Genomic DNA, 16,320 nt, shown 5'->3' on the forward strand with positions numbered 1-16,320 from the left:
GCGCCGTGATCTCGGCTACTCGGGGGCTAGCTCATTCCAGTCGTAGTGCGCGGGGATCTTCGCGGGGTCCTCATCAAGGAGCACCCCGTATCCGCCGAAGCGGTGCACGTAGGTGATGACTCCGAGGCTCCCGGGCGGCATCCCGTAGTCGCCGGTCCACGCGGGCGGGGCGTCGGCGGTGGTACGGACCCGGTCCCCGATTTGGAACCGGCCGTCGGTCTGCTTGGTGACGATGGAGCGGCGGCCGTCGGAGACGATGTCGATGACCTCGACGTCGTGGTCTTCGGTGTCGGCGGCGACCATCGGGGGAGTGGGGTCGGTCATGGCGGGCCTTTCAGGTGTCGAGTTCGGCGCGGGCAGCGTCGAGGCGGGCGGGGTGGTAGCCGGTGGCCAGGTCCCGGCGGGTGCCGGTGATCCGGCAGGGTCGGCCGGTGTCGGTCCGGCAGTCGGGGAGCGGGCAGGGGACGGACAGGGCGGCGCGGCGGCGGGCGTAGTCGGGGCCCCGGGCGGCGACGTAGGCGGCCGGGGGCTGGGTTCCCCGTCGGGTGTCACCGGCGGCCAGGGCGCGGGGGACGGCGCGGCCGTCTGCGATCTGGCGGAGCATCTGGCGGAGCTGGGCGGAGTAGTCGCGGGCGTCGGGGTCGGCGGGCGGGAGCGCCAACCCCGAGTTCCTGAGCCGGTCGGCGCGCACCCGGCGCACGATGGCGCGCAGGTGCCCCGGGCGGAGCCACTCCGTGGATTCGCTGTAGTGGGTGACGACGGCGTCGAGGGTGTCGGCGGGGTCGAGGTCGCCCAGTGCGGCGAGCCACGCCTCTACGACGATCGGGTCCGGCTTGCGGTTGTCGTAGGCGGCGGCTCGGGCGAGCACACGCCGGATGTCGGCCTCGGTCATGCGTGCCACGTGGACGCCTCCTGTGCGGCGGGTAGGGCGAGCTGTGCGGGGTCTGGGTCGGGGTGGGTGCCGACGGTGAGCCAGCCCTCGACGCGGTCGCTGGTGGCGCTCTGGTGGCCGCTGGAGCCCCGGCGGGAACCGGGTGACCCGGTGGCGGCGCGGCGCATCCAGTTCCGCCACGTGGCTACCCAGTCCGTCTTGCGGCCTCGGGCGCCGGGCATCCCGCGCCAGTAGTCGACGAAAGCCTCGTGATCGGCCCACGACGCGGCCGGGGCCTTCTCAGCAGCCCACTGCTTCATGGCGTCGGTGACCTCGAAGTCCTCAGGAAGGCGCGTCCCTCGCGGCTCGGCCTTCTTCCGCTTCGTGGGTGCGGGGTCGGTGATCGGGTCGGTGAGGGTCGCGGGGAGCGTTTCCTCGGAGCCCGTCGACGACGCGTGAGCGTCGCTCTCCCCCACACCCCCTACAGACGTAGAGGTGACTGCCCCGGGTCGGGTCGGGTCGGGACGGGTCGGGGGATTCGGGGGCGATTCGGGTAGGGCATCGGGTACCCGATCGGGTGCGTCTTCGGGAAAGCGCTGGTCACCATGTGCGTCAGGGGTGGACCCGATGGTTTCGGCGGTGGTGACCCGATCGGACCCGATCGACGCACCTCCCCCCGCGCGGCCGTGTCCGGCGTCGGGTCGGCGTCGGGGCGATTCACTCCCCCGATCCCTGCCCCGATCGGGAGAGCGATCGGGTGCCCGATCGGGTGTCTGATCGGTGGGGCGATCCGTGATGTATGGGTCGGTGCACCAGGCACAGGACGGGTCGACCTTCCCGCGCGCGATGTGCCACCGCCTGTGGTTGCCGAGCTTCCCGGCCGTCCCCTGCTTTTCCCGGGCCGCACGCGCTTCCTGCGCGCTGGGGTTGTAGTCGTTCCAGTCGTGGAACTGGTAGCCGCCTGCGTCGCCGCCCTCCCACAGCCCGGCGACGACCAGCTCGTCAGCGAGCGCCTCGGCGCCGGGCATCAACCGTGCGAGAGCGTGCCGGGGAACGGCGCCGCCGGTACCGGTCGCGGCCGACCAGGACCCGGCCACCACCCACAGGCCGAGCGCGGCCGGGGAGGCAGCGAACACCTTGGGGTGCGAGTAGAACCCGTCATCAATGCGGAACCACACGTGCGTCCCTCCTTCCTTGTGCGGGCCCCGGGGAGTCGCGAGCGGCGACCCCCCGGGGTGGGACTACTGGTCGTCGGCGGGGGAGTCGGGCCCCGGCGGCGTCTCCTCGTCGGCGGGCGGGTCGGTCTGGTCGTCGATGTGCTCGGACAGGTGGCCGAGGAGCCGGTCGAGGGCGGCCCGGATGTGGGGAGGCTGGTCGGTCATCAGGTGTCCTGGTCGTCGTCGTGTGCAATGGGGTCGGGCCACTCGGTGACCCACGCGAGAAGGTCGGGCAGCGGGGTGTCGTCGGGGATGGCGGCGGCGAGCACCACCGCGAGCGCGTACAGCTGGGGCTGGGGAGTCTCGCCGTCGGTGCGGCCGTACAGCAGCCGGTGAACCTCGGCCAGGTCCCGACGCCGTACTGCCCCGGCGAGAGCGAGAGCGGCGGGGAGGGCGGCCTCGACCAGGTCGGCGGCGCTCACGCGGCCCCTTGGTTGAGGGGGACACGGAGTGCGGCCCGGCCGAGGAGCCGTGTCCGCTGGTACCAGGTGAGCCCCGCCCAGATGCCGTCCGGGTGGGTGGCGGACCCGAGCGCGTCGAGGAGGCAGTCGCGGCGGGCAGGGCAGCGGTCGCACGTGGCGAGTACGTCGTCGGACGCGGGCCCGGCCCCGGCGGGGAACCAGTCGTCAGGCGACCAGTCGGGCGGGAGGTTGCGGCACGCGGCGGACTCTTGCCAGCCGGGCGCTGGGATCGAGGCGGCGCCGGTGAGCACCTCCTCGGCCACGCCCAGGGCCCACCGGTCACGGGCCTCGGAGACTCGTTTCCGAACCCCGGCGCCGGTCGTCAACGGCGGGTGCCCCTGCTTCGCCTCGGGCGGCCCCGAGCGGGGGAAGCCCGCGCGGCGCCACCGGTTCCAGCAAGTGCGCACGTAACCGGTCGTACTGTTCTGGCGTCTGCCGACCCGACCGCACCCGCACGAGCAGGAGACGACCGGCCGGTCGTCCTCCTTCTTCTTCTTCTTCGCCATGTGGTCACGTCCTTCCAGTGGCCCGGCCGCACACCGCCTGGTGTGCGGCCGGGGAGAGATCAGGGGCGGGGAGCCGTGTCGGCGTGGATCAGGCCGCGTAGGTCCCCGATCCGCTCGGCGGCGTCGGAGAGCAGCGCGTCGAGTTCGCCTAGGTCGGTGGGGCGGCCGGTGCGGCGGGCGGTGTCGAGGCGGGCGGCGGCGTCGAGGTCGGCGCGGATGGCGGCGAGCGTCTCGGCGGTCACTGCGCGCCCCCCGTGGGGGCCGGGGCGGCGCCGAGGGCGGCGAACACCCCACCCATTCCGGCCAGGTCCCCGGCCTGCCATGCGGCGAGCACTTCCTCGCGTGCCGAGTCGCTGGGCGTGTAGGAGAACGCGCCGGTCGACGGGGGTGTCTCGACCGACGCGACCGTCACGAGTTCCCCCGTGGCGGGGTTCACCAACTGCCCGTCGGCGGTGAGCCGCTTCCGGAGCGTGGTCCGGTAGGCGTCCCGGACCTCGGTCCGCACCATGTGCGGCCGGTGCTGGAGAACCCAGAGAACCAACTCCGGGTCGGCCAGAACATCCGGGTCGACCCGGTCGACCAGTTCCGTCGGCGCGGTCTCCTGCACGAACTCGACCAGCTTGGGCCCGTCCCACTTGATGACGGGTGAGGGGTCCTTGATGCTGATGCGCCCCACCTCGGCGCCCGTCGGCAACTGGGCTTGCATCGACTTGATGCCCCGGGCGCGCTGCTCCTTGAACGTGGCCTCGGCGTCGGCGCGGGCTTCGGCGGTCGCGGCCCTCACCTCATCTCCGAGCACGCGCATCACGGCGACGGCGGCACCCGGGGTGATCTCCTGCTCAGTCACTTCGACTCCCCCTGGTAGTCGGCGGCGATACGGGCGGCACGGGCACGGAGCGCGGCGAGCTGGTCGTCGCGACCACCCGGGGGAACCACCGACGGCGGCGGGGTCGGGTCCGGGGCGGGCGGCGTCGGGGCGGTCAGGTCCCAGCCGGGCGGCTCCTCGGGCGGGACCGTCGGCGGCACCGTCGGCTCGGCCGGTGGCGGCGCGGGGGTCTCCTCGGCGGCCTGGGCGCGCTCGGCGTCGAGCACGGCGGCGCGCGCCTGTACGGCGGCCCGGCACTGGTCGGCGGTGGCCTGGTCGATCCGCCCCGCCTCCTGCGCTTCGGGGATGGCGGACCACACGACGGCCAGGTCATCGCGGGACCGGGCGTCGGCGGTGCGCTGCTGAGCTTCGGCTACCCATGCGGCGTCGACCCGAGGCCGGGCCGGGGCCGACCGGTTCGGCATGGCGCCTTGGGCGTCGTCGTCCTCCCCGTCGGGATGTACGCCGGTCACGGCGAGCAGGCAGTACCGGCGGGCGTAGGTGATGGCGGACCCGACCGCCTGAGCGGTCCCCCCGGCGGGGAGCGGGTACACACCCTCCTCGCGCTCCCCGCTCACGTGCACCAACGCGTAGGCGAGCAGGAAAACCCCGTCGATCAGGGTCGGGCGAGCGGTGAACGCGAGCCCCACCGACGCCATGATCGGGAGCAGTTCGGCGGACACGTCCGCGAGATCGGCGTACCGGTAGGAGTAGGACGCTCCGTTGTTGCTCTTGACGTCGGCGGTCTGCCCCTTCCCGATGCGGGGGAGACGGCCCTGTAGAGCGACCAGGCCCTCAGCGAGGGACTCGGTCGGCCACGCCGCGACTTCGGCCTCGACCGGCGTCGGCGTCGGGGTGGGAGCGGCGTCGGGGACGGACAGGAACACCGGGGTGTCGGCGGTCATCGGTCACCCCCGGCGCGCACAGCGGCGAGCAGCTCCTCGGACCCCTGAGACAGACGGGAGATGATCCGCTCGGCCTCGGCCAGTTCGGAGGCCAGGGCGGCGCGCTCGGCGGTCAGGCGCCGGACCTCGGCGCGGGCCCGGCGGGCGGTGCGCACGGCCAGGAGGATCGACTCGCACCCGAGGAGGTAGCCGAGGACCACGGCGGCGGCGACGGCCACGATCACGAACAGCGGGAAGAGCATTTCGAGGATGTCGGCGGTGGTCACGGGGCGACCACCAGGGCGGCGGCGGGGCGACGGGTACGGTGGGTCATGAAGGTCTGACCTTTCATAGGGGCCCGTGCGGTGTCTTGGCGGATGCGCACGGGCTTCTGCATGTCTGAGGTGAAGCGGGAGCCTGTCACGCGTCGGCGCCGACGGCGGCGCGAGCTTCCGCGCGGGCCTCGGTCCGCTGCCGGATGATCAGCTGCTCTAGGGCATCCACGGAGAGCCCGCCCGGCGAGTACGCAGCCTCGGCGGCGTCGCGGGGCGACATGCTGTCCCGTGCGATGCGCCCGGCACGCCACAAGCGGGCGGCGGCGTCTCGGGCCTCGGGCCACGGACGGAGCGCCATCATGAACCCCTCGTGTGTGTGCCGTGTGTGGTGTCCAGGAGCAGCGACCCCCGGGGCAGGCCGAGGGCCACGACAAGCCGCCGGTAGGTCTGCCGGGTGGGGTACCGGCGCACGCCAGAGCTGTACTTCTTCAGTGAGGAGTAGGACAGACCGCTCACGGTGGCGACCTCCCGGAGAGACATCCCCGAGGTGGCCACCGCCCGCCGGAAGGCCGCGCGGTCCAAGTCCACTCCCACCACGTGTGTGGGTCGTGTGTGACTCATGTGGCAGACGGTACACCCATGGCACACACATGGGGCACACATGAAGTGGCTTGAAGGTGGGGCCGTAACCCTCCCCGGGTCCTGAAAGCCCCTAGTGGCAGGGGTTTTGTGCCATCGAGGGCAGGTAAAATTTCCCCTGAGATTGCCCCTATGTGTGTCCCAAGTGTGTCCCGCGTGGGTACTCTGGCGGGATGGCTTCCCCACCGACACAGTCACCCGAACGCGTCCGCCTGCGGGGTCTCATTGAGGCCCGGGTCGACGGCCTCGACATCACATGGGCCCAGCTGTCCGAGACCAGCGGCGTCCCCTACGAGACGATCCGCCGCATCCGCACCGGAGACCGGCCCATTACCCGCGACGTCCGCGAGGGGCTGGAGTCGGGTCTCGGGTGGGCGCTCGGCAGCATCCGAGACATCCTCACGGGCGGCGACCCGACCGTCGTCGGCAACCCCTACGCCGAGGACGACAGCCACCCCGGGGGCGCCGTCACGCACGTACTCGACACCCCCGCCGGGCGGGTCACCTACGTGACCACGACCGCCCCCGATGGTGAGGACGACATCACCCCCGAGGAGCGCGCCGAGATCGAGGAGGTACTCGCTGCGCAGATCAGCGCCAGCTACACCGCACTCATCAAGTCAAAGCGGACACGAAGGGACAAGGACGCATAAAAGCCGCAAGTGGTTTACATCGCCACATGGCCACCATCGGACGCGAATCGTGTAAACCAAAACAGACCTAAAAATGCAGGTCAAACTACTTGTATCGAACGCCCATGCGAATACCATGATCTTCCCCAGACCGATCGGAGGATCATGCACACCCCACTCGCCCCCCAACCCCCCATGCCCGAACGTCCCCCCAGCCCTAGCCCCCTGGCGGGCACACTAGGCACCCTCCCCCGGAGGTGCCTCTACCGGCTGTACGAACTCCCCGACCCGCGCGGCCCCAAAGTCCTGCTCGTCATCAACGACTTGTTGACCGACTTTGGACCTGACGGGGCGGCGCTGCTCACCCACACCTACGCCCGGACCCTTCGCGGGCGCCCCCGTCGGCTCTTCTGGCGGGCCATGCGCACACCCGACCCGGCGCTCGACCCCGACGGGTACGCACGGCGCCTGTGGTGGACACAAGAGACCATCAACATCCCGCTCATCCTCGCGATGGAGAAACGCGGGCTCATCACCGAATGGCCGCACGACGCCGCTCCCGGACCACTCCTCGGACCATCGCGGTAGCACACACGTGGCGCTCCGAACGGGAGCCGGAGCGCCAACCCAGAAGGGAAACCCCCTATGACGGTCGACTACGACATCGACCTCGACGCCCTACTCATCACCCACCACGGCGACCCCCTCGGCCGGATCCCCATGATCGGGTACATCCGAGTCAGCACGGCCCGTGAGGACATGATCAGCCCGGAGATGCAGGCGGACACCGTCAACACCTGGGCGGCGTCCACAGGGCGCCGCATCGTCCTGTGGGTGGCGGACCTCGACCTGTCCGGCCGGACCCTGGCAAAGCGCCAGATCTCGGGAATCATCGACTCAATCGCGGACGGCACCTCACCCGAGGGCGCACGCGAAGTAGGCGTGAGGCAGTTCGACCGGTTCGGCCGCAACCGGACCGACAACTCGATGAACCTCGACCGGCTGGAGCGTGCGGGCGGCCAGCTCCTGTCCGCTACCGAGCAGGTAGACGCCCAGTCCGCCATCGGGAAGTTCGCCCGCGGGATGCTCTTCGAGGTCGCCGCCCTGAAATCCGACCTGATCGGAGAGGGGTGGAAGGAGGTCCACGCGCACCGCATCGCCCGGGGTCTGCCGCACACCGGGGTCCCGCGCTTCGGGTACGACCGGCTCGGCAAGATCCGGCTCGGGAACACGTGGGTGCACGACCCGTCCGACCCACACGGCGAACGGTACGCCCTGGGCGACACCTTCCCCCAGCTAGCCCGCATGTACCGGGAAGCAGCAGCCGGGGCCCCCATGGGGGGAATCGCACGGTGGCTGAATGAGACCGGGGTCCCCTCCGGCGCCGGACACGTCGGCAAGTGGGTGGTGCAGTCCGTGTACAACGTGCTTGACCGGGGGTTCGGGTGCGGCATCATCCTCGCCCACGACCCGAAGTGCACACACAAGTCCGAGGAGACGGCCAGCTGCCCGAAGCAGCACGAGTACCCCGGCGCGCACCCGCACGTGTTCGACGACGACGAAGAGCGCGATCAGGTGTGGGAGGCCTACAAGGCCCGGCGGTCCGGGTCTGAGAAGCGTGGCCGTCGCGCCGCGAACCCCCTCTACGACTGGACCGGCGCCATCACCTGTAGGTGGTGCGCGCGCCACCTCGGAGCCCAGCCCAGCACCCGCAACCCCAGCCTTCTCCCACAGTGGCGGTGCCTGCCGGACAAGCTCAACGGATGCCCTCACCCGGCGTCGTCGACGGGCACGAGCGTGGCGGGCGGTCGGCTCCTCTACGCGGCGTGGGACCTCCTCACCCGAGAACAGGCCCGGCTGGAAGAACTCCGCCGCGCCGTGAAGCCTCACGCCACGGAAGAGGGCGCCCCGGTGACCAGTTCAGCGAAGGTCGTGAAGGACCTTCAAGCCCAGCTGCTGAAAGTCCGTAATCGGCTTGACGGCCTAGCCGAGAAGTACGCCGACGGCGACATCCGCAAAGACTCCTACGTGCGCAGCCGCGACAAGGCCGAGGCGCAAGAGGCCGAGGTCACGGCCAAGCTCGCCCAAGCGAAGGCCGAGGCGAAGAAGGTGAAACACCCCGAGGAGTACCTCCCCGTCATGGACAAGCTGCTGAAAGAGTGGCCGACCCTCCCGGTCTGGTCCCGAAACAAGATGCTCCGCGAGCTGCTGGAGCTGGAAGCCTGGAGGATCTCACCTGAGGAAGCGTGGTTGAAGATCACGACGGCTTGGGGAGTCGAGGAGGTTCACCCGGCGGCGGGCAAGCTCCCCGCTGACCAGCGCGCCCGGCTCCAGGCCGCGAACCTCATGCCGTAGTTTTTTGTGCCTTCTGCTTGTGTTTATGGAATCTGGCTCAATCTGGCCTTCACGCAGACAGGAGCGTTCCTGGCGCTGATCGCCACGGCCGACGACCGGGGCGCCTCCCACCTCGTGGTCGGCCTCACCGTCTCGCTCGCGGGCACCGGCGGGCTGCTCGGCGCCCTGGCCGCCGGGGTGGTCGTGCGCCAGGTGCGCCCCACCACGATCTTCCTCTTCACCGCCTGGACGGCCCCGGTGTGCGCGCTCGCGCTCCTGGTCGCGCCGGGCGTGCTGTCGCTCGGACTGATCGTGGGGTTCGTGTTCGCCGCCGTGCCCTGCGTGAACGCGGTGTTCTACGGCTACGTCGCCACCTCGGTCCCCGACCGCTACCAGGGGCGTGCGCTCGGTGCGGTGACGTTCATGTCGCTGCTCTCCCAGCCGATCGGGATCCTCATGGTCGGGCTGCTCTTCGACCTCGCCGGACCCACCCTGGTGTTCCTGATGATGGCGGTGGTGTCGGCACTGGCCGCCCTGTTCACGCTCGGCCCCACCATGCGTGACCTGCCCCGCCCGGAGGAGGTCGCACAGGGCTGAGCCCCGGTCCGGGCCAGTCGCGTCCTGAACCCTTCGGTCCCTTGGCGCTTGCCCCGGGAGAGAAGCGCCCCTCGTCGGACACGGCGTGGCCCTAACCCTTCGGTCCCCGGGTGCCGCTCGCCCGGGGAGCGCCCTCCGCCGGACACGGCGCGGCCCCCGAACCTCTGGTCCCGTGGTGTCGCTGGCCCGGGGAGAAGGCGCCTTACGGCGGACCAGGCGACCCTTGAACCCCTCCGGTCCCGTGGTGCCTACGGCGGGGGCGCCCCCGCCGTACTCGGCGCCCCCGAATCCTCTGGTCCCGGGGTGCAGCTCGCTCGGGGAACGCCCTGCTCCGGACACGGCGCGGCCCCCGCCAGGGGGACGGGGGCCACACCGCGTCCGAACGCCGCACGGCGCCGGAGTCGTACCGGTCAGCCGGTGACCGGCATCGCCATCACCGGATCCGACGTGGGCTGGTCCGAACCGCCCTCAGGCTCGACGGTCACCGCCACGCCCTCGGTGCCCTCCTCCGGCTCCGCCAGGACCGGCAGCACGAACCCGGCCTCGTCCACGGACAGCACGCCCGCCGAGTACACGCTGCCGTCGTCGCGGGTCAGCCAGAGCTGGTAGTCCTCCTCGTGCAGGTCCTCCAGGCCGTGCGCGCTGAACACCAGGTCACCCAGGGCCTCGGAGCTCACCACCGTCACGCTCACGCCCTCCATGGGCTCCGCGCTGGTGGAGACCGCGTCCGGAGCCGAGATCACCGCCGCGATCCGCTGCTCGTTGGCGTGCAGCTCGTCCACCTGGCGGCCCTGGTCGAGCACCACGGCGCCCAGCGCGACGATCGCCGCCACACACGCCGCCAGAGCCAGACCCAGCATCCACGGCCAGGCGCGGCGGGCGCGCGGCTCGGGGAGGCGTTCCGGAGCCGGAGCGAGCTGCCGGGTCCGGGCGACCTCCTCCAGCACCCGGGCCCGGAGTTCGGCGGGCGGGGCCTGCGCGGTCGCGGCGGCCAGCCGCGCGGAGGTCTCGGCGAAACCCCGCACCTCCTGGACACAGGAGTCGCAGTCGGCCAGGTGGTCCTCGAACCGGGCGCTCTCGGTCGGGGAGAGGGCGTTGAGGGCGTAGGCCCCCGTCAGCGTGTGCGTGTCCTGTCCCATCGTCCCTCTCACCACTCCACCCCCAGACAGTCTCTGAGCCTGATCAGCCCGTCACGCATACGCGTCTTGATGGTGCCCAGGGGCGCCGACAGCAGTCTGGCCACCTCACGGTAGGAGTAGCCGCCGTAGAAGGCCAGCCGCACCGACTGCTCCTGGAGTTCGGTCAGCGTGTCCAGACATCGGCGCACACGTTCTCGTTCGAGCCGGTTGGTGGCCTCCTCGGCCACCTCGTCATAGGGCCGCTGGGTGTCGGCCGCCGCGGCACGGGCCTCCCGGTCGCTGCTGGCCTGCTCGGACCGCACCCGGTCCACGGCCCTGCGGTGGGCCAGGGTCATCACCCAGGCCTGGGGGCTGCCCCGGCGGGCGTCGTAGCGGCAGGCGCTGCGCCACACCTCGACGAGCACCTCCTGCGTGACCTCCTCCGACTGGGCGGGGTCGCGCAGGATGCGGCGCACCAGCCCGTACACGGTGGGGCTGATGAGGTCGTAGACCCGGCCGAAGGCCTGTTCGTCGCCGCGCGCCACGAGGCGCAGCAGCTCCTCCAACCCGGGCGGATCGGCGTCGTGGGACGCGTCGTGCGGCGCGGCGGCTGCCCTGTCCATCCGGACCCTTCTCGTCTCGGCGGTGGTTCGTTCTCTCCGTGACCCGGCCTCGGGGCTGGCCCGGTCGGCTTCCCGGCGGGGACCCGGACGGCCCGGCCTCAACGCGCGGACCGCCCGGGTGACCTTCCGGTGAAGCCTCTCATCAGGAGGGCATCAGCACCGTGTCGACGAGGTAGACGGTCGCGTTGGAGGTCTGCACGTTGCCGCAGACCACGCGGGAGTCGCCGTTGACGGTGAAGTCCTCGCCAGCGCCCTCGGTGGTGACGTCGTCACCCTGGAGCGAGGTGAAGGTGCCGTCCTCCAGGGCGTCGGGAGCCTGCTCGCCCTCGACCACGTGGTACGTCAGCACCTCGGTGAGCTGCTCCTGGTCCTCCAGCAGGGCGTTGAGGTCCTCCTCGGGGATCTTGTCGAAGGCCTCGTTGGTGGGCGCGAACACGGTGATGTCCTCGGCCGAGTTGAGCGTGTCGACGAGGTCGGCCTCGCCCACCGCCGTGACCAGGGTGGACAGCAGCGGGTTGTTGGACGCGGCCGTGGCGACCGGGTCCTGGGCCATGCCCTCGAAGCTGCCGTCGCCGTCCGCGGGCACCTCGGCGCAGCCCGGCCCGAAGTTCTCACCGGCGGTGTCGGTGCCCTCGTCCATGCCCTCCTCGGAGCCGGTCCCCTCGGTCTCCTCGGCGGCCCCGGCGTCCGTGTTCTCACCGGCGGAGTCGTCCATGCCACCGCAGGCGGACAGACCGAAGGCGAGCGCGGCGGCCGCGGCGGTGGCGGCGAGCGTGTTCCTGCGGGCGGTGGCGGTCATGCGGTTCATCGTGATCTCCCTTGTCGGTGACTGCGTTCGGTCGGTGTGAGGGGGTGTCGGTGCGCGGCGGCGGCTCTCGGCCCCGCCGCTCAGGTGGCCGTGAACCGGATCCGGTGCCAGCCGGTGGCGCCGTCCGGGATCGGGTCCACGCGTTCGGAGGGTTGGGTGAAGCCGGTGGTGTCGGTGGCCCGGACCTCCACCGCGTGGTTTCCGGGGTCGACGGTGGTCTCCGTGACCCACTGGACCCAGGTGTCGATGCCGGGGACGGCGGCGAGCTCGGCCTCCCACCAGTCGCCGTCGTCCACGCGCACCTCCACTCCGGCGATCCCCGTGTGCTGGGCCCAGGCGACCCCGGCCAGGACCACCTCGCCGGACCCGACCCGGCCCAGAGGGGAGGGAACGTCGATCCGGGACATGGTCTTGATCGGGGCCCGCACACCCCAGCCGCGCTGGGCCCAGTAGGCCTCCTCGTCGGCGAAGCGGGTCAGCCGGATGTCGGTGACCCACTTGGTGGCGCTGACGAAGCCGTACAGACCGGGGACCACCAGGCGGGCGGGGTAGCCGTGCTCGCGGGGGAGCGGCCGCCCGTTCATGCCCACGGCCAGGAGGGCGTCGCGGCCGTCCATGACCACCTCGGTGGGGGTGCCGCAGGTCCAGCCGTCGCTGGAGGTGCTGAGGATCTGGTCCGCGCCCGAGTGCACCCCGGCCTCCCGCAGCAGGTCGGCCAGGGGGAACCCGAGCCAGCGGGCGTTGCCGACCAGGTCCCCGCCGACCTGGTTGGACACGCACGACAGGGTGACGTCCGCCTCGACGAGGTCGCGGGAGAGCAGTTCGTCCATGGTGATCTCGAACGGGCGGTCCACCATCCCGTGCACGCGCAGCGTCCACTGGGCGGGGTCCGGCCGGGGGACCGTCAGGGCGGTGTCGATCCGGTAGAAGTCCTTGTTGGGGGTCGTGAAGGGGGCCAGCCCCGGAACGCCGAGGTCGGCGCCGGACGGCAGGGCGGGCAGGGGTGCGGCCGGCGCGGGCAGGGACAGCGAGGCTCCGGAACCGGCGCCGCCCAGCAGGGACGGCAGCGCGCGGCCGAGCGCACCCGCGGCCCCGGAGGCGGCCAGGACCCCGGCGGCGGTGAGCACGAAGCCCCTCCGGCCGGGACCCGCGTCCGAGCCCGTCCGGGAGACGCCGGGGGCGTCACCCTCCGCGCCCGGCTCCCGGGCCTGCCCGGTGTCGTCCTCGGAGCCGTTCCCGGTGTCGCCCTCGGAACCCGTCCCGGTGGTCGGGTCCGCGTCGGTTCCGTGCTCCGGCCCGGCTCCGGGATCCGACCCGGCCCCATGTGCGGGGACCGGGCCCAGGCTCCTCAGCAGCAGGGCGAGGGCGACGGCCCCCGCGACCCCGCCGACGACCACGGCCGCGGCCGCCCCCAGGTCGTCGGCGCGGCGCAGGGCCACGGCGGTCAGCCCCGCCGCCGTGAACAACCCCAGTCCCACGTATCCCGCCACGGGGCGGCGCGAAGCCACGACACCCAGGGCCGCCCCGGACAGGACCAGCACGAGCAGCACTCCGGTGACCAGCACGGCCTTGTCGGCCGTGCCGAAGAGCGCGATCGCCCATGACATGAGGAACCGGGGGCTGTTGTCGACGAGCGCGTCGCCGACCGTGACCACCGGGGACGTCACGCCGAGGAGCCCGGCGGCGAGTTCACCGAAGCCGAGCGCCGCCCCGACGACGAGCAGGCCGAGACCCGCCCCGACGCCTCGGCGCCGTCCGTCGTGTGGCGGGTGCTGTTCCCCGCGTGTCCTGGTAGTCACGTGGGTCATTCGGGGCCGGGAGGGAACCGGATTGGTGGACGGGCGGTTTTTCCGGGATTTCTCCCCCGGCCCCCGGCGTGCCCCTCCGTCCGCCCCGGTCAGGACGGCATGAGGAGCATGTCCACCACGTGCACGGTGGCGTTGGCGGTCCGCACGTCCGCGCAGACCACGGGCGAGTAGTCGTCCACCGTGTACGCGCCGGTCGAGCCCGAGGTGCGCACCCGGCCGCCGTTGAGGGAGTCGAACACGCCCCCGTTCAGCTCCCCGCTGCCGACCTCCCCCGCGACGACGTGGTAGTTGAGCAGGTACGCCAGGCTGTCCGGGTCGTCGAGGAGGTCGTCCATCTCCTGGTCCGGGTACATGTCGAAGGCCTCGTTGGTCGGGGCGAACACGGTCATCCCCTCGGCCGTGTCCAGTTCCCCGTCGAGCCCGGCCCGCTTGAGGGCGTCGGACAGGCGGCCCAGCACCGGACTCCCCGCCACGGCGGTCGCGAAGGGCTGGTCGGCCATCGCGTCGAGGCTGCCCTCGCCCTCGGAGGGGAAGTCCGAGCACCCGGGGCCGAAGGGTCCGGCCGCGCTCCCGTCACCGGCCGAGCCCTCCCCGGTCTCCTGCTCCGCCCCTTCAGGGTCCTCGTCGTCGCCCCCGGAACCACAGGCTCCGAGGGCGAGGACGAGCGCCACGGCGGTCGTCGCCGCGGCGCGAGTGGATCTGCGCATGCGTCACTCCTTCGGGTGATGTCCTTCCGTCACCGGGATACGACGCTACGCGTCGGTAGCTTGTTGGGTGGTCCCCGACTCACACCACCCGGGCACGAACACACGCCGCCCGGGCCCGGCGGACCGCACCTTTGGAGGGGGCGGTCCTGCTCCGCGGGCGAAGAATCCCCCATACGGGTCACCCCTGGCCAGGCAGGTCGTCGCCGCCCCTACGGGGACGCAGTGGTCGGTTCGACCCCGTGAGTGCAGGAGGATGTTGCCCGTACGTCTCCTCAACGATCGGAGTTCCCCCACATGGCGCGGAAGACGCCCCTCACCGTGGTCGCGCTCATGGTCTCTGGCACCCTCCTGCTCAGTGGCTGTACCCCCGTGTCCGACTGGTGGTCGGAGACCTTCGGCGACGCGTCGGGCCCGCCGGAGGTGAAGGAGGAGTTCCCCTACGTCCGCGAGGGCCGGATCTTCCAGGACACCGGGCAGGACGCCGAGATGCGCTTCTCGATCACCGGCCTGGAGCGCACCGACGACTACACGGTCATGCACTACGAGGTCACCTACCTGGACGACTTCGCCGGGCCCAACCGGAACCTGAGCATGGCCCACACGCTCGTCGACCCCCTGACCGGTCGCGTGTACCGGCAGTTCCTCGACGAGGGGGGACTCAAGTACGGATCCGAGAGCCCGAACGAGGACGGCCTCTACCCCGTGCACGACGGGGTCACCAACGAGTACACCCGGTACTTCCCCCGCATCCCCGACGAGGTGTCCCAGGTGACCTTCGTCGGCAGCGGTCTGGGCGCGATGACCGGCATCCCCGTCCAGGACGTGGACGAGGAGAGGGCGGACCCCGAGAACCCCAACGGGCCGGACCACCTCAGCCTCGACGACCCGCCCGGACGCGGGGAGAACCTGACCTTCGCCAACCGCCGTCCCGACGAGGACGCCGTGGCCGACGAGGGCTGGGTACAGAGCTTCGTGGACTCCGAGATCGCCTCCACCACGCGTGACGGCGACCGCGAGATCATCTCCCTCCACTCGGACGTCATGTTCGAGTTCGACCGCTCGGACCTGACCGACACCGCCGCCGACGTCGTGCGCAGGGCCGCGACCACGCTGGCCAACAACGTCGACCCCGACGACCCCACCATCACCGTCATCGGCCACACCGACGGCATCGGGGACGCCTCGTACAACGACAACCTGTCCGTGGAGCGCGCCGAGACCGTGCGGAACCTCCTCGCGGAGGAGCTCGGCACCGACTACGCGCTGGAGGTCGAGGGCCGGGGCAAGCGCGAGCCGATCGCCCGCGAGGGCGGTCCGGACGACGAGGAGGCCCGCGCGCGCAACCGCCGCGTCGAGTTCTCGTACGTCTTCAACCCCACCGTCGAGGCCACCGAGGACGAGGAGTACGACGACGACGGCCTGGGCGTGGCCCAGCGCAACGTCACGTGGCCAGCGCCGTACAGCGACGACCCGGGCTCCGTGGTCGCGGAGGGGGAGAAGGACGGCATCCGTCTGGAGATCCATCCGCTCCGCCGCGACGGCGCGTACGTCATCGGAACCGTGGCGATGACCAACACCACGGACCAGCCGCTCACCCCCGAGCTGGGCGGCTCCGAGACGGTCGCGGGCGGGCCCGAGCAGTTCAACAAGGGCACCCTCGGCGGCTTCCAGCTCTTCGAGCCGGAGAACGGCCTGGTCCGCTACGTGGCCCAGATGGACTTCGGTGAGGGGCGCTACAGCAGCTTCGCCGAGGAGGTCCACATGATCCAGCCCGGCAACACCCACGAGCTGGTCGCGGTCTACCCCGCGCCCCCCGTGGACGTGGAGGAACTGACCCTGCGCGCGGGTCCGTTCGGTGAGTTCGAGGAGATCCCGGTCGAGTACTGATCCGGGAACCCACGGGGGCCGCCGACCACGGGTCGGCGGCCCCTCTCGTGTTCCGGGCCGGTCGCCCGCGCGGACCCGCGTTCGACCG

The 16,320-nt window shown here is 71.8% G+C and carries 21 protein-coding genes and 1 pseudogene; 5 read left to right on the forward strand and 17 right to left on the reverse strand.

Annotation, left to right across the window (positions count from 1 at the left end):
- Positions 1–15: 15 nt before the first annotated feature.
- The 12 genes from AC0VYM_RS01405 to AC0VYM_RS01460 form a co-directional block, all read right to left on the reverse strand.
- Positions 16–324, reverse strand: a complete 309-nt coding sequence (locus AC0VYM_RS01405) for a hypothetical protein (RefSeq protein ID WP_475458049.1) — start codon at positions 322–324, stop codon at positions 16–18.
- Positions 325–334: 10 nt separating this feature from the next.
- Entirely contained in the window at positions 335–892 is a 558-nt protein-coding gene (locus AC0VYM_RS01410) for a zinc finger domain-containing protein (protein WP_475462902.1), read from the reverse strand.
- Entirely contained in the window at positions 889–1,347 is a 459-nt protein-coding gene (locus AC0VYM_RS01415) for a hypothetical protein (RefSeq protein ID WP_475458051.1), read from the reverse strand. The genes AC0VYM_RS01410 and AC0VYM_RS01415 overlap by 4 nt, the downstream gene beginning before the upstream one ends.
- Positions 1,348–2,112: 765 nt before the next feature.
- The gene (locus AC0VYM_RS01420; protein WP_475458053.1) at positions 2,113–2,253 is read right to left on the reverse strand and encodes a hypothetical protein; all 141 of its coding nucleotides are present in this window, start codon (positions 2,251–2,253) and stop codon (positions 2,113–2,115) included.
- Positions 2,253–2,510, reverse strand: coding sequence for a hypothetical protein (locus tag AC0VYM_RS01425; protein WP_475458055.1), 258 nt, complete (start codon positions 2,508–2,510; stop codon positions 2,253–2,255). The genes AC0VYM_RS01420 and AC0VYM_RS01425 overlap by 1 nt, the downstream gene beginning before the upstream one ends.
- Entirely contained in the window at positions 2,507–3,055 is a 549-nt protein-coding gene (locus AC0VYM_RS01430; RefSeq protein ID WP_475458057.1) for a WhiB family transcriptional regulator, read from the reverse strand. The genes AC0VYM_RS01425 and AC0VYM_RS01430 overlap by 4 nt, the downstream gene beginning before the upstream one ends.
- A gap of 59 nt (positions 3,056–3,114) precedes the next feature.
- The gene (locus tag AC0VYM_RS01435) at positions 3,115–3,297 is read right to left on the reverse strand and encodes a hypothetical protein (protein ID WP_475458058.1); all 183 of its coding nucleotides are present in this window, start codon (positions 3,295–3,297) and stop codon (positions 3,115–3,117) included.
- Positions 3,294–3,902, reverse strand: coding sequence for a hypothetical protein (locus AC0VYM_RS01440; protein WP_475458060.1), 609 nt, complete (start codon positions 3,900–3,902; stop codon positions 3,294–3,296). The genes AC0VYM_RS01435 and AC0VYM_RS01440 overlap by 4 nt, the downstream gene beginning before the upstream one ends.
- The gene (locus tag AC0VYM_RS01445) at positions 3,899–4,825 is read right to left on the reverse strand and encodes an ERF family protein (protein ID WP_475458063.1); all 927 of its coding nucleotides are present in this window, start codon (positions 4,823–4,825) and stop codon (positions 3,899–3,901) included. Before AC0VYM_RS01445 ends, AC0VYM_RS01440 begins: the two co-directional genes overlap by 4 nt.
- The gene (locus tag AC0VYM_RS01450) at positions 4,822–5,091 is read right to left on the reverse strand and encodes a hypothetical protein (protein ID WP_475458065.1); all 270 of its coding nucleotides are present in this window, start codon (positions 5,089–5,091) and stop codon (positions 4,822–4,824) included. The genes AC0VYM_RS01445 and AC0VYM_RS01450 overlap by 4 nt, the downstream gene beginning before the upstream one ends.
- Positions 5,092–5,224: 133 nt before the next feature.
- Complete coding sequence (locus AC0VYM_RS01455; RefSeq protein WP_475458068.1) at positions 5,225–5,437, reverse strand: hypothetical protein; 213 nt, start codon at positions 5,435–5,437, stop codon at positions 5,225–5,227.
- Positions 5,437–5,700 carry a helix-turn-helix domain-containing protein gene (locus tag AC0VYM_RS01460; protein ID WP_475458071.1) on the reverse strand — a complete coding sequence of 88 codons (264 nt, stop codon included), beginning with the start codon at positions 5,698–5,700 and terminating at the stop codon, positions 5,437–5,439. The genes AC0VYM_RS01455 and AC0VYM_RS01460 overlap by 1 nt, the downstream gene beginning before the upstream one ends.
- A gap of 191 nt (positions 5,701–5,891) precedes the next feature.
- Between AC0VYM_RS01460 and AC0VYM_RS01465 the strand changes: the two genes are divergently transcribed.
- The 4 genes and pseudogenes from AC0VYM_RS01465 to AC0VYM_RS01480 form a co-directional block, all read left to right on the forward strand.
- Complete coding sequence (locus AC0VYM_RS01465) at positions 5,892–6,371, forward strand: hypothetical protein (protein ID WP_475458073.1); 480 nt, start codon at positions 5,892–5,894, stop codon at positions 6,369–6,371.
- Between the two features lie 306 nt (positions 6,372–6,677).
- Positions 6,678–6,938 carry a hypothetical protein gene (locus tag AC0VYM_RS01470; protein ID WP_475458076.1) on the forward strand — a complete coding sequence of 87 codons (261 nt, stop codon included), beginning with the start codon at positions 6,678–6,680 and terminating at the stop codon, positions 6,936–6,938.
- Positions 6,939–6,995: 57 nt separating this feature from the next.
- Positions 6,996–8,705 carry a recombinase family protein gene (locus tag AC0VYM_RS01475; protein ID WP_475458078.1) on the forward strand — a complete coding sequence of 570 codons (1,710 nt, stop codon included), beginning with the start codon at positions 6,996–6,998 and terminating at the stop codon, positions 8,703–8,705.
- 30 nt (positions 8,706–8,735) lie between these two features.
- Positions 8,736–9,281: pseudogene (locus tag AC0VYM_RS01480) on the forward strand (MFS transporter); the annotation flags it as partial.
- Positions 9,282–9,691: 410 nt separating this feature from the next.
- Here the strand turns inward: AC0VYM_RS01480 and AC0VYM_RS01485 are convergent.
- The 5 genes from AC0VYM_RS01485 to AC0VYM_RS01505 all read right to left on the reverse strand — a co-directional run bounded on the left by AC0VYM_RS01485 (position 9,692) and on the right by AC0VYM_RS01505 (position 14,345).
- Positions 9,692–10,420, reverse strand: a complete 729-nt coding sequence (locus AC0VYM_RS01485; RefSeq protein WP_475458080.1) for an anti-sigma factor — start codon at positions 10,418–10,420, stop codon at positions 9,692–9,694.
- Between the two features lie 8 nt (positions 10,421–10,428).
- A complete protein-coding gene (locus AC0VYM_RS01490) occupies positions 10,429–11,022 on the reverse strand; it encodes a sigma-70 family RNA polymerase sigma factor (protein ID WP_475458082.1) in 594 nt (197 codons plus the stop codon).
- A 142-nt stretch (positions 11,023–11,164) separates the two neighbouring features.
- The gene (locus AC0VYM_RS01495; protein ID WP_475458084.1) at positions 11,165–11,830 is read right to left on the reverse strand and encodes a fasciclin domain-containing protein; all 666 of its coding nucleotides are present in this window, start codon (positions 11,828–11,830) and stop codon (positions 11,165–11,167) included.
- A gap of 80 nt (positions 11,831–11,910) precedes the next feature.
- Positions 11,911–13,629, reverse strand: coding sequence for a molybdopterin-dependent oxidoreductase (locus AC0VYM_RS01500; protein WP_475458086.1), 1,719 nt, complete (start codon positions 13,627–13,629; stop codon positions 11,911–11,913).
- A gap of 98 nt (positions 13,630–13,727) precedes the next feature.
- Complete coding sequence (locus AC0VYM_RS01505; RefSeq protein ID WP_475458089.1) at positions 13,728–14,345, reverse strand: fasciclin domain-containing protein; 618 nt, start codon at positions 14,343–14,345, stop codon at positions 13,728–13,730.
- Positions 14,346–14,639: 294 nt separating this feature from the next.
- Between AC0VYM_RS01505 and AC0VYM_RS01510 the strand changes: the two genes are divergently transcribed.
- Positions 14,640–16,232: an OmpA family protein gene (locus AC0VYM_RS01510; protein WP_475458091.1), complete on the forward strand. Its 1,593-nt coding sequence runs from the start codon at positions 14,640–14,642 to the stop codon at positions 16,230–16,232.
- The last annotated feature ends 88 nt before the right edge of the window (positions 16,233–16,320 follow it).

It is taken from the genome of Nocardiopsis sp. iso_237 (assembly GCF_056173345.1).